Raw genomic sequence first — 21,086 nt, 5'->3', positions numbered from 1 at the left:
CCCCAATCGCTCGGGCGGCCACCGCCGCCCTGGGAAAGCCGGGACTTAAAGCCCCAGCTGGTGTGCACGTGAAGTAAAGAAGATGCCGCTTGGTTTTTCCGCTGGCAGAACCTCTTTCAGGGAGAAATCCGTTGTGTCGTAGACGTGGATCTCGTTTTTGTCGCGAACAGACATCCAGACTTCTTCGCCACGAGGAGTAAACTCCATGTGCAGCACGCCCGGTCCTGGCTTCAGGGTCTTGATGATCTTGCGGTCCATAATGTCGATCACCTGAATGGTGTCGTTATGTGGAGGCGCAAAGTTTACCCAGATCTGGCGACCATCAGGACGCGCCATCGCAAACACTGGCTGGCCATGCACGGCGACACGGTCCACTTCGGTGAACTCACGTTCATCCATGAACAGCACCTCGTGGCGGCCAATTGCTGGCAGTGCAAACATGCCGTTGGCTTTCGCCCAACCTTCAAGGTGAGGCATCTTGTAGACTGGCAGAGGTTCTTCACCCTTGCCGTAACCGTCCATAATGCGCTCGACTTTCAGCGGCTCTTTCCAAAGGTCCACATGCGCCAGACCATCTTCGCCAAACAGGCCAACGATGTAGTGGCGGCCATCACCGGTCACCAGCGCATCGTATGGGAAGACGCCGATATCGGTGAGTTTGGTGACTTCAGGCTTCAGGCCCTTGGAGTAATCAAGGATCCAGGTCTGTTCGCCATCCCAAAGGGAGAAAGCAAAGCGACGGCCCGGCAAATCAACAAGACCGATGGTCTTGGACTGGTTGCCTTCTTCGTCATAGATTGCAGGCACTTCGGAGATAAGCTCCAGAGTATCTGCGTCAAACACGTTCACGCCGCCTGGCTTGTAGTTGGCAACAGCGATCAGTTTGCCATCATCGGAGATAGCACCTCCGATGGAGTTACCAGCCTGCATGACGCGACCGACGAGCTTGCCAGTGAGCATGTCCACTTTGGACAGGCCGCCATCACGACCAAACACATAGGCATAGCGCTCATCACGGGAATACACGACGGAAGCGTGCGAGAGGTTGCCCAGCCCTTCCACCTGCGCCAACACAGTACGGTCTGTGCTTTCAACAATCAGGGCTGTTCCTGTGGCTCGTTCGATGATCAGACCCAGATCGCCCGTGGCGCGCAGGTCGTCAGAACTGGCTGCAGAAGCAAATAAAAGACCCGCACCTAAAGCTGCGGCAGCAAATAACGTCTTCACTTGAATGCTCCTGTTTTCAGACCTTCAGCAATGAAGGCTGCTTCAGTTTCGTTGAGGAAGCCGCGCCAAGGAGGCATCGCCGTTCCCGGCAATCCACCAAGGATCACTTCCTGAATGACATCAGCGTCCATATGTTCCAGATTTTCCGGAAGGATTGGCCCGCCCAGACCGCCTTCGAGCGTCAGACCGTGGCAGGACCCGCAGTCCTGCTGCACAAAGTCTGTCAGCTTTTCGCGATCGATGATCTTGAGAGCCTCTTCATCGGCGAGAGCTCCAACTGGCACTCCAGTCAGTAACGGAAGCGCCAGCAACCCGGCCTTCAGAAAAGAACGCAGCGGGTTTTGCGCCATCCGCTCTGTCCTAGCCATTGATTACCTCCAGGTGAGGTCTTTTCTCACCCCAGTTTCCTTCGCTGCCGGTAAGTTCAGGCAGTTCCAGAGTTTCTTTCAGACCCACGACATCACCAATCATGAACAGGGTTGGTGCTGGCAGCTTGGCTGCCTTGGCCAGCTCACCGATTGTGGTGAGTGTGCCAAACACTTTCTGTTCTTCCGACGTGGTGCCCTTGGAGATCGCGACCGCTGGCATATCCGCTGGCATGCCGTGCTCCACCAGCTTGGTGGAGATTTCTGCGATCGCGGCCAGACCCATGTAGATCACAAGGGTGGTGTTAGGGTCCGCAAGGCTGGCCCAATCCAGATCGAGGGGTACATCTCTCTGGCAATGCCCGGTTACATAACGCAGCCCCGTTGCTAGACCGCGATGCGTGAGTGGCAGGTTGAGGCTTGAGGCACAGCCTTGCGCAGCTGTGATGCCCGGTATGACTTCGTACTCGACACCGGCTGTGACCAGTTCAGCAGCTTCTTCGCTGCCGCGGCCAAAAATAAATGGATCTCCGCCTTTCAAGCGCACAACGCGCTTACCTTCTTTGGCGAGATCAACAAGCAACTGGTTGATTTCTTCCTGAGGAATTGGATGGCTCTTCGGCTTCTTCCCAACTGAGTAAAGCGCGGTCTTAGGAGGAACCAGATCCATAATTTCTTGAGAAACCAGACGATCATAAACAACAACTTCAGCGTCTTGAATACGCTTCAGAGCTTTAACAGTGAGGAGGTCCGGATCACCCGGTCCTGCGCCGATCAGACTGACCTTACCAATGCCTCTCATAACTCATTCCTCAAATCGAAACTGGCGAAAATAGAGGAGCAACGGGAGCTCCCTGGTGATCTGGAGTGTTGCCGAACCGATGTCTTTTAAGGTGTTGGAGACATAGAACATGCCCGAAGGAGTAATCAGGCGTTCGTCTTTGATGACACTTATAGAATTCAGATTATGGCCATCAATCGCTGCGCACTTCTTGTGAGCACCTACAGCAACGGCGTTGGCTGCGCATTGCTGCGCGGCATTAGCCGAAAAACGGAGAATTGATTTAAACGACACCATAAACTCCAATGCTGACGAACCTTACCCGGCATCGTTATGTAAGCTCGCCCTTTCGTCTCTCACATTGACCATCGTCAAGTTATTGTGAGGCACTCGTAAGAGGTATTTTTTGCTATATATATCAACAACTTGATGTGTGTAGAAATTTCACAGAACTGCAACCAGATGTGGTGATATTCTAGGCAAATTGACATAGGTCACGCTTGGGTAAGAAATACGTAGACTTCCCACAACAAATAATCATTCTAAATCCGAGAAAGAGATTCTGATTCAGGTATTTACTTCTCGGCAACGGCAAGTTGCCCCCTTCAGAAAGCTGCACGGAGTGCGCGTTTGGGGTTTTAACGTAACTCCCGTTGGAAACGAGCAAATACCCTAACGTTACTTTAACCGCGTTACGAAGCAGAGATTCCACCCCTCCTCCATCCTCAGTAGGTTTAAAGCAAAACCACAACAAGCACCCAAGTGCTGCCCGACCTGAGGAGCCGCTACATGAGTGAGGCGAAGCCCTTTTCCTTCCTGAGCCCTATCAAAAACCCACCAGCTTATGTAATGGACCCTGACAAGAAGCACCTGGAAGTTACGCTGGATGTGGAATACGACACCAACAATGTTTTCAGCTTCGAAAAGCCTCACAACGTTCCTACCCATACACGGGTCTTCACAAGCGACATCACCAAGGAAGCAGGCAACACGCTCACTGGTCCGACGATCGAAGTGCGTCCCGGCTCCAAGCTGCAGATCCACACACACAACAAACTGCCTGAGCAGGATCAGACCGAGCCGGATGACATCAACTTCCCTTACGGTTTCAACAACTACAACATCCACACTCACGGCCTGCATGTGACGCCGGAATCCCCCGGCGACAACGTCTGCATGACCATTCGTCCCGGCGAGGAGTACCACTACGAGTACGACATCCCCGCTGACCATCCACCCGGCGTCTACTGGTACCATCCCCACAAGCATGGCTCTGTGGCCCTTCAGGTGGGCAGCGGGATGGCAGGAATGATCATCGTGCGTGGTCCGTTTGATGATCAGCTGAAAGAGATGGGCGTGAAGGAATACTGCATGGTGTTCCAGAACATCGCGGTAGATGCGGAAGGCAAGGTAGAAGATCAGAAGCAGGTCGCTAAGTTTCCCAATAGTGAATACAACATCACCGTCAACAGCCAGTATTGCCCCATCATCAAGGTGAAACCAGGTGAGCTGATCAACCTGCGTCTGCTGAACGCAACAACGCGGTCCTCCATCAACTTCGAGTGCCCGTTCTTCGCGCAGATGTTCATCTACGGCTATGACGGCAACCCTACAGAGAATTATCGCAGGCAGGGCGGTGTAAGCCTCGCCCCCGCCAATCGCGCGTCTGTACTGCTTAAAATCAGCGAGGGAGCCACTCCGGGCGCCTTCTATTACGTGCAGAACAACTCGGTCGAGTACCAGTTCATTCCGCACTACAAATACCACAACAACCCACCTCTTTTCGCGATTGAGGTGGAGCGTGGTGAAGAGATTGGTGCGGCGATCTACATGCCAACCGAAACCGCCGAACGCACAACACCGCCTCCGTTCCCAGAGAGCCTGCGCGGTGGTTTGCTTGAGCCGATCCGTCCAGAAGAGGTGACCAACAAACGTACACTCACGTTCCAGGCCAACACGCTGGATAATCCCGAGAAGTACTATCGAGGGGTGAACGTCACCATCGACCATGGCCAGTTCGGTGGCTGTGAAGTGGTGAACCATTGGGTTGAACTGGACGCGGTGGAAGAATGGACGCTGGAGAACGAAAGCGAGTTTCCGCATCCGATCCATATCCATGTGAACCCGATGTATGTCTATGAGATTGAAGGCGATGATCCGCTCGATTACACGCTGGAACTCCCCTTCTGGCTGACACCATTCAGGTTCCACCTCATGGGCATGTAAAATTCCGAATGCGGTTCAAAGACTTCGTCGGCAAGTATCCGTTACACTGTCACCTGCTCTATCACGAAGATGGCGGCATGATGCAGCATGTGAAGGTTGTTCGTGATCTGAAAGAAAAAGACGACTGGAACAACAATCAGTAGCAGGCCAAAGAGCCGATAAGACCAGATGATTGATATTGACGGCATCAGCCCAAGCAACGAGCGGAAGCCCAAAGGAATGCGCAGCTTTTCATTAAGCCACTTTCTGCTTTCCAGCCCCGTCGGCTATGGATGATGCTTGTCTTCCAGTTGATCATTGTATCACTGATTACACGCCCTGACACACTCCATGTCTTTGAAGTTGCGTTTATTCTCAGCATATTCTTCTTTGGCATGGTCAGCCTGCAAAAAACAGTACTGCCCGACTATCTCTTTACCTATTTCTGGAGTGGGTTTGTCTATGGCGGGTTTGGCATGATGGTGGGCCACCAGATCGACCTGTCCATCGACCATGATCTTGCCATGCAGCAGATGAACAGCCTTGCACTTGCGGCGGTTTATCTGAACTGGATGACCCTCATCATGGTGTTCGCCTGCATTGTCACCTGTTTCTTTGCTGACCATTGTAAAGGCCATGCAGGATCAAGAAGCGCGAAAATACTCATCCACATCTTCGCGATCTCCATGATGATGTTCGGCGTTTACGTAGGCCATGCGCTTAACCTGATGCTGCATAAGAACACGTTTGACCGGTTCTATCTGCAAGTGCTCTCCATGAGCCTCTTCTTCACCATAGGCTACTACTGCGCCATCAAATGCCACGACCTTCTGCGCGACAGAAAGAAGGCCTGAGCGGCCTCCCTCCCTCTCCTAACCAACACGCTTCTGCGAGGTCGCAAACCGCTTCTCCAGCCGCGCCTGTATCATCTCAAAAACAAAACTCACGGCCCAATAAATCAAAGCCGCGCTGATCAACATCTCGAAGTGCTTGAACTCCGAACGGCCAAGTGTGCGCGCCAGATACATGAGCTCCATGATGCCCATGGCTGAGACAAGCGAGCTGTCCTTCAGCATGGAGATGAAGTTGTTGCCAGTCGGCGGAATGATGATGCGGATCGCTTGGGGCAGAACCACCTTCCACATGGTCTGCCATGGCTGCAAGCCAAGCGCAGCCGCCGCCTCAGATTGCTCCCGTGGCACGGCCTGAATGCCAGCCCGGAAGATCTCCGTCATATATGCCCCATAGCTCAGCGATAACGCGAGGATACCCGAAGGGATCGCATCCAGCGTAATCCCAAGCTGCGGCAGACCGAGATAAATCAGATAGACCTGCAACAACAACGGCGTGCCTCGAAAAAACGAGACGTAGAATGTTGAAATCGCATAGGCCGGACCTGAGTTGGAAAGCCGCATCAACGCACCAGCAAATGCCAGAATGCTTGCGAAAATGATCGACGCGAACGAAACGAAGAGTGTGTAGAACAGCCCTTTGTAAAGCAGGATCGGCAACCGCTCGATAATGAACGGAAACGACAGATCGAACGAGTAAAAGAAGCCCAGAAACAGTGCCAGCAACTGCGCCCAGTAGATTGGCACCTGTACCTTCATGGGCAGTTTGGAGACGAACACTACATCTGCCGTGATCACAGCTGAGATGGCAAAGGCAGCGAGCACAGAGGCGGTGTCGGGCGCAACATCCAGATTGAGCAATGTCGACAGGTACTGGCCTACGCTGCTCAGATCAAACGCCATAAGCAGAGCGGCCAGAACCACGAAGAAAGCCAGGCGCCGGGAAGGCGCATGACTAAACAGATTTACGAGCAATGTCATAGGACAGCCGATCAGTGCGACGTGGTCACAAGATCAGCACCAAACCACTTCTTGGACAGCTCCACCAGCGTGCCATCTGCCGCATTTCCTCAATGATTTCGCCAACTTTCTTGGAGAACTCAGGGTCATCGCGGGACGTCACAACAGCCAGCGGCTCAAAGAAGACAGCCTCACCCAAAATCCGGATCGGATAGTTCGCTTTGATAGCCTCCAGAATGGTCGGAACCGATGTAATCCCGGCATCCAGTCGTTTGCCATCCCCCAGGCGCAGATCATCCAGAACGTTGGAATCGGCTTCATATGTGCGGACTTCGCCCGGTTTCACGGCAAACTCGAAGGCTGGCGAGTAAGCCTGATCCAGCTCCAGTTCATGCTGCAGATAATACTCAAAGGTGGAGCCGGTACTGGCGCCGATGCGCTTGCCGTTCAGCTCAGACAACGTCTCGTAGGACGAGTCTTTGTGCACGTAAAACGCTGCTGGCGTATAGTAGTAAACAGCTGGAAAATCGAGCACTTTTGCACGTGCTGGTGTTGGCGTCATGGAGCCGATGGACATCTCCCAGCGCCCGCCCCACTTGCCGGAGGTGATCGCTTCCCACGCCGGGTTCAGAAATTCCGCCTTCGCGCCCATGCGCTTGGCAACTTCCTTAGACACATCAATGTCATAGCCTTCAAACACGCCATCTGCGTTGAGATAGGATGCAGGCGGGTAGCCGGAGTTGGTTGCGACACGGATCACCTTGGTTTCCATGACACGGTCCATCACCTCACCCGAGAAAACCGGCTGAGAGACTGCCAGCAATGAGAGGCCGACGATGGAACCAATACTCGCGATTGACTTAATAATATTCATTTCCCCCTCCAAATAATAATATTATCCGGATGATCCTAGGCAACCAAACTGAGGGAAACAAGAGATTCTCATTTATTCATATATGAACACAGATCAGTTTCACTGAGTAAAATCTTCAAATTGCTTTCAGGCATCCTCATGAACACATGATCACTAATATAAATGTGCGGCAACACAATATAGTCACCGCACATACATCTACGTCTACTTGTACAGAATATGACTACCTTCCGCGATCAGATCCAAATCCGACGCATGTCCATCCATGGCCTGCACCAGCTTCCAGATAGGTTCGAGAAACAGCCCGAACGTGGAATGATGGATTGGCAGAATGCTCTTCGGTTTGAGGCGGTCCACCATCTTCACCACATCCTCAGCATCCATGCTGATCTTGCCAAGCGCACCTGTGCTGCCTACGCCGCCCGCATGCGGGATGAGAACGTCAATCTCTCCAAAGGCTTGCACGGAAGCCATTACGTCATTCACCGGGAAAGTATCCCCCGTCCAGTATAGGGTCTTGCGGTAGTCTCCTGCTTCAAACTCCATGAAGTATCCATTGCCCGGACCAAGCACTTTCAGGATCTCAGGGTTCTCTGAATGTTTGGCTTCCACCGCTGTGATAGTGATCTGGCCCGATTTCGTTGGAAACACCATCTGCTCACCCCAAGGCAGGACGGATATGTTGGAAAATCCCTTGCTGGCAAGCTCTTGCTTATCACGGTTCGTCGCAATCATCGGCATGTCAGAGGCAATCTGTGCTTCTGCGGCTGCATCAAAATGGTCTGGATGCGAATGGCTGATCAGAGTGGCTGTAACGGTGCTAGATCAAATGCAGGCAACACCCCGAACCGGGGCTGTGGTTTGAGATTTGGCCCCTTGGCAAGATCAAACATCTCATTAGGGTTCGGCATCACAATCGCCTGTTCACCAACGCCAAATGCCGGATCAGTCAGGAACGTCACGCCATCAAAGCTGATGAGCATCGTCGCCCCACCAAGCCATTGTATTTGAAGCACTACCTCCGTTTCGTCAGAGGCTTTCGATTGCGCCTTTGCGTGTGCTAATACAGGCAAACCAACCGCAGAAACCAGCGCTGTTGTACCGCTTAAACCAAGAAACTTCCGTCTGTTCATCATCTCACCTATCTCAAGAATTAGCATAGGCCTAGCAAAGTCAGTGAGGTTGGAGTATTCAGATAATATTGCCTACATTATCCGATTTAGCTGCATAATGACGAACATCACTCAGCTGCAAACCTTCGTGGAAGTCGCTCGTCTGAACTCTTTCGCAGAGGCGGCAGAGCAGCTTCATGTCCCGCGCTCTACGGTTACCGCCCGTGTTCAGGCTTTGGAGGAACGGCTTGGCGTTCAGCTGCTGCATCGCACGACAAGGCGTGTATCATTAACGCTGGAGGGTGAGCGGTTTATGCAGCAGTGTGAACCGGCTCTGGAGGCTTTGCAGCAGGCAGAAAGTGATCTGCTGGAGAAGGATGAACTCTCTGGAAACATTCGCATTTCTGTTCCAACAGATTATCCCGCCCACACATTGGAACACCTGCTCAGCAGCTTTACTGAGAAGCATCCCAAAGTGTCGTTCTACGTTGATATGAGTGACAATCCGGTTGATCTGGTCGCCGAGCATTTCGATCTGGCCATCCGCGCCCGCAAACCGGGTGAAGATGCGCTGATAGCACAGCGCTATACCTATGATCACGTTGGCCTTTTTTGCCGCAAGCCGCAGAAGACCATCACCGCAAAGAACATCAATACCTTCGCGCTTTTGGACCCCGGCGGTTTTCTCGCAGAGTACTCAGCGGGCAAAACACCAGATCACCTCATAGAAACAACAAACTTCCGTTTGACAAAACAGCTCGCTTTATCAAGGGATTGCATTGTCGTGCTACCGCTTTCTCTTTGCGAACAGGAAGTCGAGCAAGGTCTGCTCCATGTCCTCAAAACCACGCTGGAAGTCCCTCAGGTACCACTGTACATCGTTACCCCAGCCCGCAAGCATCGGCCCAAACGGACGCGTGCATTTATCCAACACATCATTGAAACGGCAAAAGCTGGTCAGTAAGACCAAATGGCTTATGGGCGCGCCCTCGGCAATTCGCTAGTATCCCCGCAGATTTTGCAGTTGCACGACTACGGGTGAGAGAGAATGGCGCAGGAAACCCTTTTAAAAGAACAGTTTGACGGTGTTTTAAGGCTGACCCTGAATCGCCCTGATAAACTCAATGCTCTCACCCCGGAGATGCGTCAGGAACTTCTCACCGCACTGAAAGATGCCCATGATACGTCAGAGGTACGCACCGTTATCCTCACCGGCTCAGGCCGCGCATTCTGCACCGGACAGGACCTCAACGACATCCTGCCGGACGGTACTGGCGAGAAGCCGGATCTGGGAGATGTTCTGACCCAGCATTACAGCCCGATCATTCATGCGATCCGCCAAATGGAGAAGCCGGTTCTGTGTGCCGTCAACGGTGTAGCGACGGGTGCAGGTGCGGGTCTTGCCTTCGCTTGCGATATGGTTTTTGCCGCCAAAAGTGCCAAATTCATTCATGCATTCAGTCGGTTAGGGCTTGTACCCGGAGCTGGCGCCTCTTTTCACCTACCGCGTATGGTTGGTGAGGTGCGGGCCAAGGGCCTGATGCTCACCGGTATGCCGCTCACAGCAGAACGGGCTGCGGATTGGGGGCTGATCTGGGAAGCGATTGAAGATGACCAACTTCAGGGTGAGGTACTAGATATTGCAACCGGGCTTGCAAAAGGCCCAACATCGGCGTATGCAATGACCAAACACCTCATTCATGCATCTGCTGATAGCACGCTGGAAGACCAGTTGGTCCGCGAAGCGGAGATGCAGCGTCGGGCTGGAAACTCGGAAAATCACGCCGAAGGTCTGAACGCATTCCTAGAAAAACGTTCACCCGTTTTCAAATAGCGCCTGCCTCCTCCCGGGTGGTTGTGGCGCTTTCCATAACCATAATTGAGGAGATTGCTGATGGGTATTATTGCTCTCGATCACGTTCAGATGACCATGCCAGCAGGCCAGGAAGAAGCGGCACGCGCTTTCTTCATCAACCTGCTTGGCTTCACAGAAGTGGATAAACCGGCGTCTTTACAAGGACGTGGCGGTGCCTGGTTCACTGCGGGTGCCGTTAACCTGCATGTGGGCGCGGAAGAACCGTTCACGCCAAGCAAGAAGGGCCACCCAGCATTCCTGTTGGACAACCTGCAGGAAACCGTTGATCGTCTCGCCGCTGCTGGTGCTGTTTTGAAAGACGACAAACCGCTGCCAGGCTACATTCGCAAGTTCACCGAAGATCCGTTCGGCAACCGTATTGAACTGATGCAGAAGACGGCCTAACGCCTGAGACGACCCACTAAAAAGAGAATTCCATTTTCTTCTTTAGACATTGATAAATAAACGGAAAATCTTCCGCTTTTCGAAAACCTCACGATATCCTGTGTGTGTTAGAGGGTGAGTTTATCAAGCAAGCTCACCTTGGCACAGGAGCCTTCGCACATGACAATCCTCAGTTTGCAACACTTCAACCTTCCCATCGCGCCCGGGGGGGATAAACTTGCCCGCGAGTTTTACGTGGATCTGTTGGGCTTTGAAGAAGTTGAGCGACCTGAGAGCATCCGGAACCGGCCAGGTGGTTGGTTTTCGGTGGGTTCCATCAATCTGCACCTGAGCGTGCAAGACCCGTTCGTGGCCAACAAGGTCGGCCATCCAGCCTTTGTGGTGGATGATATCATCAAGCTGGCACAGCGCCTGCGTGACGCCGACTATGAGGTCTCCGACGACGCAACGTTCATCGGCTACATCAGAAAAACCACCCATGATCCCTTTGGCAACCGCATTGAATTGATGCAGCCAGAAGACATGGTGCAGCACAAACTATAGCTTTTTGAGCTCCTGAAGCAGCGCGTTGGTGAGCCCAAGCAGCGTGCCTTCCGGCAGGATATCCTCGTGGTTCCACGTCAGTGCCACCTGCCAGTGGGTACCATTCAACCCTTTGAGATCATATGTGAAATTGAGCACACCGATCTCACTTCCTGCCTTGAAAGCAATCCGCTGCCAATCCGTCTTTTCCGCAAGGCCCGGATTGAACTGCATGGCCTTGTCCTCTGCAATATCAGCAATCACATCGCACAGCTCTTCAGCACTTGCGTACCACTCCACGCCTGTCAGATAAGGATCTGCCACATCCTCAATCGCAGGCAGCGGGCGTTCCTCGATTTTCTCCAGAATATTCCGCCGCTGAGCGACATCCGCCTGCCCGTATTTCTCAGCCAGTTTGCTGTCTGCTTTGAGCTGATAGAATTGGCGCGAGGTTAGAAACGGCGTCCGTTCCTCACACGTTTCCAAAGACTTAGTGCCAATGAGATTGAGAATGACATCTGCAGCCGAGTTGTCTGACGCCGCCATCATGTGCTGGGCCACCGCCTGCAAAGTAACCAACCCGCCTTTCATTTTGGCGTAAAGATTGCTCTCCGGATGAGATTCCAGATCTCTTTCCAGCCGAACTTTCTGGTTCCACTTCAACTCACCGCTTTTCACACGGCGCACCAGTTCCTGCATCACAAACAGTTTGTAGGCAGGCCCAATCGCGAGCGGCTTGTCAGCGTCTTTGCTGAAAAATTCTACGCCATCTTTTCGGATCAGCAAGCTGGACGAGGACGCCACCTCCTGCATGCGTGACAGGCAATCTTCAAGGCTCTCAACCAGATACAGCGCTGGCTTGATAAACAAGCCTTTGATTTTGCCCGATCTTTCCCTTTCCAGCAGCACCGTTACGTTAAAGTGCGTTGTTTTGACGAGAAATGCGTTGTTTTGCGTTTCTTTGCTGATTTCCTGCGTTGATCCGTAAGCCGCCAACGCGTCCTCCAAAGACCGGCGCAGCCCCTCTTTCCCGACCAGCGACAGGAACCCATCGGTGAACATGGAAAGGTCTTCGCCATTCCCATTCCAGACCTTGAAGAGCAGATCCGTATCAGAGGTGTTGCGCAGCTCGATCATTTCCGGCGTGATGCGCTTGGCTGGAGAAAGGTTCTCCAGTGCATCCTTCACGCTCAGGATCGGATCAAGAAACATCTCTTTTAAGGTGCGCATTTCCATTCGCCGCAAATCTCCTTCCTCTCTTAAAGAGAGCTTTCCAGATTGGCAAAGCCTGTCTGCCTGCCTTGGCAAAAAGCCACAGATTGCCGGTGTTTAAAGCTGCGCATTATCCCCCTCGGAACAAATCATACCTCGCTCAATAACCAAGCAAATCTGCCAGAATAAACCCGCTGCGGAAGCTGGTAGATTTGCCCGGCATGTCTTTTGCCAGATTCCCGAGCACTCAATGAGGTTGGTATTGTGGAGATCAGTGTCGTTCTTCCGGTTCACAATTGCGGAAAGTATCTGCTGCCCGCATTGCAGAGCATAAAGTACCAAAGCTACCCGCATTTCGAAGTGCTCATGGTGAACGACCATTCCTCGGATGGTTCAGAAGATGTGTGCGCTGATATCGCATCGGTCGATGACCGGTTCAAACTGCTGCACTCACCGCATTTTGGCATGGCAGGCGCCTTGAACTTCGGCATCTCACAGGCCAGCGGCGTTTACATCGCCCGCATGGATGGCGACGACTTGTGCATGCCCGAACGCTTTGAAAAGCAAATTGAATTTCTGAAAGAAAACCCAGACATATCCTTCCTCGGGACTTTCGCAGACCACATAAATGAAAGCGGCAAGACCACAGGGGTCTTTGAATATCCCGAAGACGATTTCGAGATAAAAGCGCAGCTGGACCGCGGGCAAAACACCTTTGTGCATCCCTCCATGATGATCCGCCGCAAAGCTCTAGTTGACCTTGGTGGGTATCGGGAAATCTTCAGCATCTGTCAGGATTATGACCTCTGGCTGCGCGCGCAAGACAGATACTCCTTCGCCAACCTGCCAGAACGACTTGTGGCCTATCGCGGGTTCCCGGATAAGCGCGATCTGACCAACCGTTTCTGGAAGCACTTTTACATCACCCGACTGGCAGAAATCAGCGTGCAGCAACGCCGCGCCGGACACCGCGACCCGGTTGACCAGATGGCCGATGAGTTTGATCTGGAAGCTGTCGACGAGCGACTGGTGAGAGAGCGGCTAATGTCAGCGCGGCAGGATTACTACTGCAACAAAAAAGCATTCGTGGATGGAAAGCCGTTGAACTCCATGGACATAGAGCAAATCAAAGCCTTCCTGCTCAACCATAAGGAAAAGTTCAACAAAAAAGACCTGGGTCAGGCTTTCGGGCTCCTCTTCGATCAAGCCATGCGCATCCAGGATTCAGAAAGCGCCGAGGTCCTCTACAAACTCCAACGCGAAATCTCAAAAAGCCGCCACCTAAAGTCCCTCCTCACCAAACCCGACAAACTCGTCAGATACGCATTGAGGAAACGGATAGAAGAGGCGTAGATCACTACGCCTCTTGGTGGGAGGTAAGTCTCGACTAACCGCCAAATTTAAGCGCATTCACCGCTGTAAGGACATTCTCAGGAATCCCAACACCCGGATTGCTGGCAAACAATTGTACGGATGGAGCCGTGCCAATGCCATTTTGTGCATCGTAGAGGATGACGAACTTCTTGACGAACTTATCGACCTCGGCAGGATCTTTAAATTTCTTGACGTCGAACTTCTCGTTGATCACCGCGGCTTGGTTATCGATATCCGTTCCAACCATCTCCTCGGGCATACCAAGAACAGTTCTTACAACTTGATACAACGCAGGCGAACCAAGGATCTCGTAGGCATCCGTAATATCTTTTGCCGTTCTTTGGAAGTTGAGCGCTAGTCGAACGCCTTCGTTCTGCTCACCTTCATCTTCTTCAAAACTGACCTGAATGTACTTTTCGACGATATTTTTAGTGCTCTCAACGCGCTGCGCCTCCAGCCCATCTTTAAACTTCTCAACTGCATCTTTAAGTTCAGAAGGCTTTTTCATCTCATCGAGATCAAGGTTTTTATCAAACCATTCAATACGCTCTTCCTTGGGACCATCAATGATCTCCTGAGGAATGTCGTAAGCTATCGTAACTACTTTATATAGGGCTGGGTCTGCCAAAAGCTGAACAGTCAGTCCGACGTTTCTCTGCATCTTTTGCTGGTAGTAATCGGCGAGTCGATCAACATCCTCAACTTTCTCACCTGGGACATTTGTATATCGAACGACTTTCCTGTCCAGAGCCTCGTTCTTTTCGCTCCAATCAAACGTACCTTCAATGGTTCCATCTTTATTAAACGGGAATGCTTCAGCCAGTTCCTTAAATCGACCATCACTCAGTGTATTCGCGAGTGCTTTTTCGTCTGATGTACCTTCAACAAGTACTTTGCGAACCATGCCCTTTGCGTAGGCCATGTCTTCAAGGCCCATTGTTTTCATCATAAAGTTATAGAGGCGATAATCATTCAGAAGATCGTCAACTGTCTCAACGTTCTTGAAGTTCTCTTCGTAGTACTTAATCTCGCGCGCAATTTCTGGATCTTTCGCAGTTCGATCTTTCGCAGCCGGCAAGTCGCGATTGAGCACACTAAATCGAAGATGAGTATCCATTGAATTGAATCCGATTACACAAAACAGTTAGAGGCAGTCTGACTCAGGTGTCTTGTCTGAAGCTGATGATGGCCTTAGTTGGTGATGGTGGCAGAGCTTTGCAATTAAGCTATTGAGAGGACTGGGGTTCATTGGATAGTTGGATGGCACCGTGATGAGAAGTCGGTGTTGAAGAGAGTGGAATCTTGAGCGTTTTGGCCGCTTTGGTGCCGTTCGGAGAATCGCTTCAACTCAATCCCCCCAAAAAAACAGCCCCCGTCATCATCGCGGGAGCTGTGTTAGGTGGGTGGTGGCCTCATACCGGTTTGGAGGGCCTTGGCTTCGGCTGTTTGGTGTTGGCATCAGGCACCGCTGGGGGGCGGGGTCTGATGGGTTGGGGAGCTGGCGCTTTGGTTGTTGTTATGCGGTCGGCTCCAAGTTTTGTGGCTGAACCAGCTCCAGGGGTGGGAGCTGATCCAGGATGGCGAACCTTCCCTAGCTCATCTTTTCAATACGGGCTGGGAGGGCTTGGCGGGCTATGCTGCCGACGACGGGATCGGCGAGCAGGACCGGGCGTTGGCTGGTTGGGTCTGTGTAGCCCAGATCATTGCTGTTGGTGCCGAGGCCCCGGTTGGAGTGGCCTTCCAGAATGACATTGCCGATCTTGTGGGTGCGAGCGCCCAACTCGCGGTGACCGTAGCCGTGCTCGATGCCGATGGCGCCCCGTGCAATGCCTTGACGCACCAGAGCTTGCCCGCTGATGCGGTTGCTCGGGGAGATCACGTTGATCCAGTCGCCGGTTTTTATGGAAAGCTGCTCAGCATCCACCGTGTTGATGGCGATGGCGTTGGAGAGCTTCAGATCATCCAGATACGGATTGCCGCCGGTGCTGGAAGAGCGCAGCTGGGATTTAGTGCTGACAACGCGGAACGACCACAGGTCCGGCGGGAAGGCTTTATCCACCTTGGTGCCGTCGGCAAAGCTTGGAGCCTGCCATGTTGGGCAGCCAACAAACTTTTTGCCTGTCATGGAGTTGCGCGCCGTGCCCACTGTCTCGTTCCAGACCTGAATGCCCTTTTTGTAGGAGCGTGCGAAGGTCTCTCCCTTGTAGGTTTTCGCTGCATCCTCATAACGGCCACCACGGTTGTAAACGTAGGCCACCCGGCGCCATTCATCTGGCTTCAGGGTGCTTTCCAGATCGGCACGGATGCGATCCACGCCTGTGATCGCCATGTCGGTGTCATCACTTTCTGGCACTGCACCGCCATCAAACGCCACGTTGGCACCGGCGCGCATCCAGAAATCCTCCGAGCGATGAAGTGGGTGCAGGTTGCCGTCAGCATCTGGAATCGCTTTGTCACCGAAGCCCGGCAGACCCATGCGTTTGGCCACGTCGATGAAGAAGTTGTCCATGTCCATATGGCGGCCATCCGGTGTTGTGCCTGTCTGGCAATCCACCACCGGCCAGCGAGCCGTGGAGACTTTGGTTGGCACGCCGCCCCAGGCAGAAGCCCAGCCCCATGCCTCGTAGAACACACGGTCCGGCACGATGTAATCGGCAAAGCGTGATGTCTCATTGATGAAGGGGTCAATAGCGATGAACAGCGGCAAGCGCTTGGTATCTTTGATCTTCTCCTTAATATCGTTTTCCATGCCCGCAACGCCGTAGACCGGGTTGGAGGACCATGTGATCACAGCTTTAGCCTTGTAAGGATAACCTTCCAGCACAGAGGTGAGCCATTGCGCGCCCATGGGCTGGGTGAAGGAATGCCATGGGGCTTGTGCAGGGTATGGGTTCTTGCCCTCTGCGACCAGTCGTTTGAACTCGCTGGTTTTCTCATAGGCAAAGCCACCGCGACCTGCATCCACGCCTTTCACCTTCACCTTGCCGGGGAAGGCGAGCAGGTTATAGCGTGGGCCTTTCTGCACATCCTTGAAGCGACCGCCGCCGGCAGTGGTGCCACCTTTGGCGTTGAGGTTGCCGACAAGGGCGTTGAGCATGACGATGGCGTAGGCGGTGTAGAACCCAGCGGTGTGCATGGTGCCGCCGTGGCAGTCCGCTGCGGCCTGTTTGCCAACGCTGGTGAAGTCACGTGCCAAAGAGATGATGCGCTCTTCCGGCACACCGCAATCGACAGAGTACTCGGCGAGTGTTTTGCGCAGTGCCTCCCGGCGCAGCAAGCTAAGGCTGGTGGCTACGGGCACAGTTGAGCCATCCAGAAGTCTCACGGTTCCCTGATGGAACAGTGTGGCAGGGCGGCCCTTTGCAGGAGAAAGCTCTCCTGTTTCCGCATCCAGGCACATAGGTGCCTTTTGAGCATCTTCGTCCAGATCAGCAGTCACCATTCCTTGCCGCAGGAAGGAACCGCCTTTGGGGTGCTCGGGATCATCAATGACCAGATGCGTTGCATTGGACCAACTGGCCTCCCCTGCCGCCTTTGCTGCTGCGCCGGACGGTTGAGCCAGAAACTTGGCGTCGTATCGTTCGTTTTCCATGATCCAGCGGATCATGCCCATCACCAGCGCCCCGTCGGTGCCCGGTCTGATCGGAACCCATGTGTTGTCTTTGCCAAACGCATGGTTTTGAGAGTTGGTGAGCACAGGGTCCACCACCGCGTATTTCACCCCATCACGCCCACGGGCAGCACCCATCAGTGTACCTTGCAGCTTGTAAGGATTGCCTGCATTGCCGGGGGCTGTGCCGATGAACAGCATGTACTTGGCGTGGCGATAATCCGGCTTCAGGTGCGGCTGCTTTTTCAGATTGTCCAGCATGGCTGCATAACCGGCACGCATGGACAAGCCGCAGTAAGAGCGGTGTCCCACGAAGTTGCGGGTGCCGTAAGCCATTTTGGCGAAGCGGGCAGCCATCATCAGACGACCGTTTTTGAAGACCGGGATCACCACCAGTTGGTTGGCCTTTGGGCCGTACTCTGGATTTTCCGGATCAAGCGGGGTCTTCAGGTCGCGGATGGCGCGCAGGCCTTCCACGTGGCCTTCACCAAACAGATCACCACCCTCTACGGTTTCCTCAATCAGCTGGTCCCAGGAGATTTCCTTCCACTGGCCGCTGCCACGCTCGCCAACACGTTTCATCGGCTTGAGGATGCGCTCCTTGCTGTTCTGCTTGGCGATGGCGGCATTGCCGCGGCCGCAGGCGGTGGAGCGTCCGGGAAGGCCTTGCTCGCCATAAGCAGACAGGCCGGTGATCGCGTCTTTGATGGGCGTGTCATACGGAATGTGCGGGTTGGTGGAGAGCGGGCTGTATGGGTTGCCGGTGGCGCGTAGAATGTCGCCAGAGGCTTTGTCCACCCGTACACGGATACCGCAAACGCTGGTGCAGCCCATGCACATTGTGTAGCCGACCCGTTGGTCGGGGTTTAGGATCACCTCTCCACTGGAAGGGTCCACCTTGTACTCCGGTGGCAAAGCCCCTCCGGCAATGCCTTTGGCTTTCGCAGTACCCAGCACGCCTTGATAGAAGTTTTTGCCCGTTTCAGCAAAGCCCCAGAAGGCAGCGCCAGCTGCGCCAAGAGCGGTTGCGCCTTGAAGAACACCACGGCGAGAAATAGTCATAACTGGCTCTCCTTAGGCTTGAGTTTGCTTGCTGGCGCGCACGGCCAGCAGGTTGATGAGAAGGGTGACGAAGATCAGGCTGAGGATCAGCAGGCCCGCGGACCCGGCCAAGGCTTGCAGAGCATCCTGAGAAAGCGCGGCTTCATGGCCATAAAACACCGTCTCGGTTTTGGACATCAGCTGCGCCCCGTTGAACGTGGACCAGCGGAAGGCCAGTGCGCCGAACACCGCCAGTGCTCCACTCACTCCGCGCAGCAGCAAAGAGGACTTTGCACTCACGGCCAGGGCCACCGGAACCACAACACCTGCGATGATGAACCCGCCGAGTAAGCCAACAGGAGCATAGTCTGCAGCCAGTGTTGAAAGGCTGGCATCGGTCAGCATCCAGAGGCCAAAGGCAACCAGAGTGGCGGCACCTGTCACCACCAGCATGTAACGGCCCTCTCCCTTTTCACCATTGAGACTATCAATGGCCATGGTCGCACCTGCGCCGCTCATCAGGCAGTCAGAATAAGCACCACAGGGAAGCCGAGTGTGTTCCACACCGGACGAGCAGAAACCACGCTCATTTCACCGGCGGTGTAACCCAGAATGCAGAGTGCCAGCACGCCAACAATCATGGTCAGCGTGCGTTCACCTGCGCACATGGGTGCATTGCCACGGCGGCCTGTCATGAACGCCAGCAGAAGTGTTGAGCCGATGAACAGCGGCAGGAACCAGCTGCCCCACCACATGATGGAACCGGGCGCTGCACCACTGTAAAAGTGCATAAAACGTGCAGGCTGGTGTAGATCCGCCAGCAGTGGCAAACCAGAGGCGAGCGCAAAACTGGCGGCGACAATCAATGCACCTTTTGCTTCTGCAACGCGCACAAGACGAGCATAAGCCAGCAGCAAGGCAGCCCCTGCGCCCGTTCCCACCAGCAGGAAGTAAGCGACCGCCCAGGGCCGCCAGACGGCTTCATGATCAAAAGACATCAGATCAACAGCAGGCATAACTCACACCTCCCCATGTGCAGGCGTTTCAAGACCTTGGCGCAAATCACGGGCACCGCCGCCAACCGCAACGGTTGAGGCAAGCCTGTCATCCAGCCCGATGTAATAGACGTTTGGTCCTGTCTTGAACTCAGGGCGCAGGCCCTTGGTTTCATGCTGCGCCATCAGCTTGCGGATATCGCTTTCCGGATCGTTCAGATCCCCAAACACGCGGGCGTTGCCAACGCAGGTTTCAACGCAGGCCGGCAGCAAACCGACAGAAGTGCGATGCACACAAAACGTGCACTTATCGGCAACACCGGTTTTGTGGTTGATGAAGCGCGCTTCATAAGGGCACGCCTGCACGCAGTAGCCGCAGGCCACGCATTGCTCAGCTTCCACCACCACAGCACCCTCATCGGTTTTGAAAGTCGCGTTGACTGGACACACCGGAATGCAAGGCGGCTCGTCGCAGTGGTTGCACAAGCGCGGCAACACGGCCTGACTTGGGCCATCTGGACCATCCAGCTCATAGACTGGCACAGCTGTGCGGTGCTGGCCTTCCGGTACATCGTTTTCAATGGTGCAGGCCACGGTGCAGGCCTGGCAACCGATGCATTTGCGCAGATCCACCAGCATGCCCCAGCGCTTGGGCTTCGCCTGCGCACTAGCAGCCGTCGGCGCCGCCACCGCAGCCGTTGAGCCTGCCATGGCCAGTTTGAGGAACTCACGTCTTGAATTCATGTCTCCCCCCGGAGTGTCACGGTTTGGGTTGTTCCCAAGCTACCGGGAGGCCAGCAACAAAAATATTGGGGAGGTTATCTGCCGGTTTAGGGGAGTTCCCCTAGATGTGGCGGGGAGTAAACAATCGATAATTTCGTAAACCGCTCTTCACAGCAAAAAAGCAGAGACGTTTGGTCTCACCACAATTTGCACGTAGGTTGCTCCCATTCGATTTGGGGGTTCATTTGAGCATATTGATTATCGTGCTTTCGGGCATGTTTGCTGGTGTTTTGTCCGGCATTGTTGGCACAGGGTCGTCGATCATTCTGCTGCCTATTCTGGTGGCGGTGTTTGGCACCAAGGCGGCCATTCCCATCATGGCGATTGCGGCCTGATCGCTAATTGCGGGCGCGTGATTGTGTGGTGGAGTGAGATCAACTGGCGTGCGGTTTTCTATTATGCAGCGCCAAGCATTCCCATGGCAGCACTTGGGGCGAACCTGCTGATTGCCATACCGGAATCCGTTGGCAGCACCATCCTTGGGATGTTCTTCCTCGTGCTCATCCCCGTGCGCTATCTGCTGCGCTCCAAAAACATCGGCTCCAAGCCAGTCCACCTTGTGCTGGGCGGAACGCTGATCGGGTTTCTCACCGGTCTTGTGGCCTCTTCCGGCCCGTTGAGCCTTGCGGTGTTTTCGTCCTTCGGGCTCATCAAAAGCGCGTTGATTGCAACGGAAGCGGCGGCCTCCCTGTTCGTGTTCGGCTCCAAGGCCGCGACCTTCAGTTATCTGAATGTGATGAGCACCGATATTCTGATTGGTGGCGCCTTGGTAGGAGGGTCCATCACGCTTGGCACATATGCCGCCAAGGCGATCCTCAACAAGCTCAGCTCCAAACAGCATGACCGCATGATTGACCTGGTTCTGGCTGGCTCTGGCATTTCCATGATTATGCCTTGAGTATCGCAAGTTGCGC

At 53.9% G+C, this 21,086-nt stretch carries 24 protein-coding genes; 10 read left to right on the top strand and 14 right to left on the bottom strand.

Annotated elements, in window-relative coordinates:
* Positions 1 to 45: 45 nt before the first annotated feature.
* From JCM12308_RS11510 to JCM12308_RS11495, 4 genes are read right to left on the bottom strand one after another with little or no spacing between them, the layout of a single operon-like run.
* The gene (locus JCM12308_RS11510; protein WP_054783800.1) at positions 46 to 1,227 is read right to left on the bottom strand and encodes a cytochrome D1 domain-containing protein; all 1,182 of its coding nucleotides are present in this window, start codon (positions 1,225 to 1,227) and stop codon (positions 46 to 48) included.
* Positions 1,224 to 1,595 carry a c-type cytochrome gene (locus JCM12308_RS11505; protein WP_008549007.1) on the bottom strand — a complete coding sequence of 124 codons (372 nt, stop codon included), beginning with the start codon at positions 1,593 to 1,595 and terminating at the stop codon, positions 1,224 to 1,226. The genes JCM12308_RS11510 and JCM12308_RS11505 overlap by 4 nt, the downstream gene beginning before the upstream one ends.
* A complete protein-coding gene (cobA, locus tag JCM12308_RS11500; protein WP_083417343.1) occupies positions 1,588 to 2,394 on the bottom strand; it encodes a uroporphyrinogen-III C-methyltransferase in 807 nt (268 codons plus the stop codon). Before cobA ends, JCM12308_RS11505 begins: the two co-directional genes overlap by 8 nt.
* 3 nt (positions 2,395 to 2,397) lie before the next feature.
* A complete protein-coding gene (locus JCM12308_RS11495; RefSeq protein WP_128647379.1) occupies positions 2,398 to 2,667 on the bottom strand; it encodes a hypothetical protein in 270 nt (89 codons plus the stop codon).
* A 495-nt stretch (positions 2,668 to 3,162) separates the two neighbouring features.
* Between JCM12308_RS11495 and JCM12308_RS11490 the strand changes: the two genes are divergently transcribed.
* The 3 genes from JCM12308_RS11490 to JCM12308_RS11485 all read left to right on the top strand — a co-directional run bounded on the left by JCM12308_RS11490 (position 3,163) and on the right by JCM12308_RS11485 (position 5,432).
* Positions 3,163 to 4,599, top strand: coding sequence for a multicopper oxidase family protein (locus JCM12308_RS11490; protein WP_208978474.1), 1,437 nt, complete (start codon positions 3,163 to 3,165; stop codon positions 4,597 to 4,599).
* A gap of 8 nt (positions 4,600 to 4,607) precedes the next feature.
* Positions 4,608 to 4,742 carry a multicopper oxidase domain-containing protein gene (locus tag JCM12308_RS32245; RefSeq protein ID WP_280138366.1) on the top strand — a complete coding sequence of 45 codons (135 nt, stop codon included), beginning with the start codon at positions 4,608 to 4,610 and terminating at the stop codon, positions 4,740 to 4,742.
* 129 nt (positions 4,743 to 4,871) lie between these two features.
* Complete coding sequence (locus JCM12308_RS11485; protein WP_208978473.1) at positions 4,872 to 5,432, top strand: hypothetical protein; 561 nt, start codon at positions 4,872 to 4,874, stop codon at positions 5,430 to 5,432.
* Positions 5,433 to 5,450: 18 nt separating this feature from the next.
* On the opposite strand, the gene JCM12308_RS11480 is transcribed toward JCM12308_RS11485, so the two are convergent.
* From JCM12308_RS11480 to JCM12308_RS29680, 4 genes are all read right to left on the bottom strand, one after another.
* Positions 5,451 to 6,410 (bottom strand): amino acid ABC transporter permease, encoded by a 960-nt coding sequence (locus JCM12308_RS11480; RefSeq protein WP_054783798.1) that lies wholly within the window; start codon positions 6,408 to 6,410, stop codon positions 5,451 to 5,453.
* Between the two features lie 25 nt (positions 6,411 to 6,435).
* On the bottom strand, positions 6,436 to 7,263 hold the full coding sequence (locus tag JCM12308_RS11475) for a transporter substrate-binding domain-containing protein (RefSeq protein WP_208978472.1): 828 nt from the start codon (positions 7,261 to 7,263) through the stop codon (positions 6,436 to 6,438).
* 204 nt (positions 7,264 to 7,467) lie between these two features.
* Entirely contained in the window at positions 7,468 to 8,064 is a 597-nt protein-coding gene (locus tag JCM12308_RS29685; RefSeq protein ID WP_244271886.1) for an MBL fold metallo-hydrolase, read from the bottom strand.
* Positions 8,064 to 8,396 carry a twin-arginine translocation signal domain-containing protein gene (locus tag JCM12308_RS29680; RefSeq protein WP_208978471.1) on the bottom strand — a complete coding sequence of 111 codons (333 nt, stop codon included), beginning with the start codon at positions 8,394 to 8,396 and terminating at the stop codon, positions 8,064 to 8,066. The genes JCM12308_RS29685 and JCM12308_RS29680 overlap by 1 nt, the downstream gene beginning before the upstream one ends.
* A 97-nt stretch (positions 8,397 to 8,493) precedes the next feature.
* Between JCM12308_RS29680 and JCM12308_RS11465 the strand changes: the two genes are divergently transcribed.
* From JCM12308_RS11465 to JCM12308_RS11450, 4 genes are all read left to right on the top strand, one after another.
* Complete coding sequence (locus JCM12308_RS11465) at positions 8,494 to 9,339, top strand: LysR family transcriptional regulator (RefSeq protein WP_054783797.1); 846 nt, start codon at positions 8,494 to 8,496, stop codon at positions 9,337 to 9,339.
* 84 nt (positions 9,340 to 9,423) lie between these two features.
* The gene (locus JCM12308_RS11460; protein WP_054783796.1) at positions 9,424 to 10,209 is read left to right on the top strand and encodes an enoyl-CoA hydratase-related protein; all 786 of its coding nucleotides are present in this window, start codon (positions 9,424 to 9,426) and stop codon (positions 10,207 to 10,209) included.
* 60 nt (positions 10,210 to 10,269) lie between these two features.
* Positions 10,270 to 10,635, top strand: coding sequence for a VOC family protein (locus JCM12308_RS11455; RefSeq protein WP_054783795.1), 366 nt, complete (start codon positions 10,270 to 10,272; stop codon positions 10,633 to 10,635).
* A 159-nt stretch (positions 10,636 to 10,794) separates the two neighbouring features.
* Entirely contained in the window at positions 10,795 to 11,178 is a 384-nt protein-coding gene (locus JCM12308_RS11450; RefSeq protein ID WP_037036667.1) for a VOC family protein, read from the top strand.
* Here the strand turns inward: JCM12308_RS11450 and JCM12308_RS11445 are convergent.
* Positions 11,173 to 12,393, bottom strand: a complete 1,221-nt coding sequence (locus JCM12308_RS11445) for a serine hydrolase (protein ID WP_054783794.1) — start codon at positions 12,391 to 12,393, stop codon at positions 11,173 to 11,175. The two genes, JCM12308_RS11450 and JCM12308_RS11445, sit on opposite strands and share 6 nt — an antisense overlap.
* Positions 12,394 to 12,597: 204 nt before the next feature.
* On the opposite strand from JCM12308_RS11445, the gene JCM12308_RS11440 reads away from it, so the two are divergent.
* A complete protein-coding gene (locus tag JCM12308_RS11440; RefSeq protein WP_208609203.1) occupies positions 12,598 to 13,722 on the top strand; it encodes a glycosyltransferase in 1,125 nt (374 codons plus the stop codon).
* A 34-nt stretch (positions 13,723 to 13,756) separates the two neighbouring features.
* On the opposite strand, the gene JCM12308_RS11435 is transcribed toward JCM12308_RS11440, so the two are convergent.
* From JCM12308_RS11435 to dsrO, 5 genes are all read right to left on the bottom strand, one after another.
* Positions 13,757 to 14,860 carry a DUF1217 domain-containing protein gene (locus JCM12308_RS11435; protein ID WP_054783793.1) on the bottom strand — a complete coding sequence of 368 codons (1,104 nt, stop codon included), beginning with the start codon at positions 14,858 to 14,860 and terminating at the stop codon, positions 13,757 to 13,759.
* 474 nt (positions 14,861 to 15,334) lie between these two features.
* Positions 15,335 to 18,415, bottom strand: a complete 3,081-nt coding sequence (locus JCM12308_RS11430) for a molybdopterin-dependent oxidoreductase (RefSeq protein WP_054783792.1) — start codon at positions 18,413 to 18,415, stop codon at positions 15,335 to 15,337.
* 12 nt (positions 18,416 to 18,427) lie between these two features.
* Positions 18,428 to 18,913, bottom strand: coding sequence for a hypothetical protein (locus JCM12308_RS29675; protein ID WP_208978470.1), 486 nt, complete (start codon positions 18,911 to 18,913; stop codon positions 18,428 to 18,430).
* Complete coding sequence (gene nrfD, locus JCM12308_RS29670) at positions 18,913 to 19,410, bottom strand: NrfD/PsrC family molybdoenzyme membrane anchor subunit (protein WP_208978469.1); 498 nt, start codon at positions 19,408 to 19,410, stop codon at positions 18,913 to 18,915. The genes JCM12308_RS29675 and nrfD overlap by 1 nt, the downstream gene beginning before the upstream one ends.
* A 3-nt stretch (positions 19,411 to 19,413) precedes the next feature.
* Positions 19,414 to 20,133 (bottom strand): sulfate reduction electron transfer complex DsrMKJOP subunit DsrO, encoded by a 720-nt coding sequence (dsrO, locus tag JCM12308_RS11420; RefSeq protein WP_054783791.1) that lies wholly within the window; start codon positions 20,131 to 20,133, stop codon positions 19,414 to 19,416.
* Between the two features lie 224 nt (positions 20,134 to 20,357).
* Between dsrO and JCM12308_RS28280 the strand changes: the two genes are divergently transcribed.
* On the top strand, positions 20,358 to 20,507 hold the full coding sequence (locus tag JCM12308_RS28280; protein WP_164845292.1) for a hypothetical protein: 150 nt from the start codon (positions 20,358 to 20,360) through the stop codon (positions 20,505 to 20,507).
* Positions 20,508 to 20,530: 23 nt separating this feature from the next.
* Positions 20,531 to 21,070 (top strand): sulfite exporter TauE/SafE family protein, encoded by a 540-nt coding sequence (locus JCM12308_RS11415; RefSeq protein ID WP_164845291.1) that lies wholly within the window; start codon positions 20,531 to 20,533, stop codon positions 21,068 to 21,070.
* The last annotated feature ends 16 nt before the right edge of the window (positions 21,071 to 21,086 follow it).

It is taken from the genome of Pseudovibrio denitrificans JCM 12308, assembly GCF_001310815.1.
In the GTDB taxonomy this organism is placed as follows: Bacteria; Pseudomonadota; Alphaproteobacteria; order Rhizobiales; family Stappiaceae; genus Pseudovibrio; species Pseudovibrio denitrificans.
The sequence above is the reverse complement of the archived record's forward strand: the minus strand, read 5'-3'. Positions and strand labels throughout refer to the sequence as shown.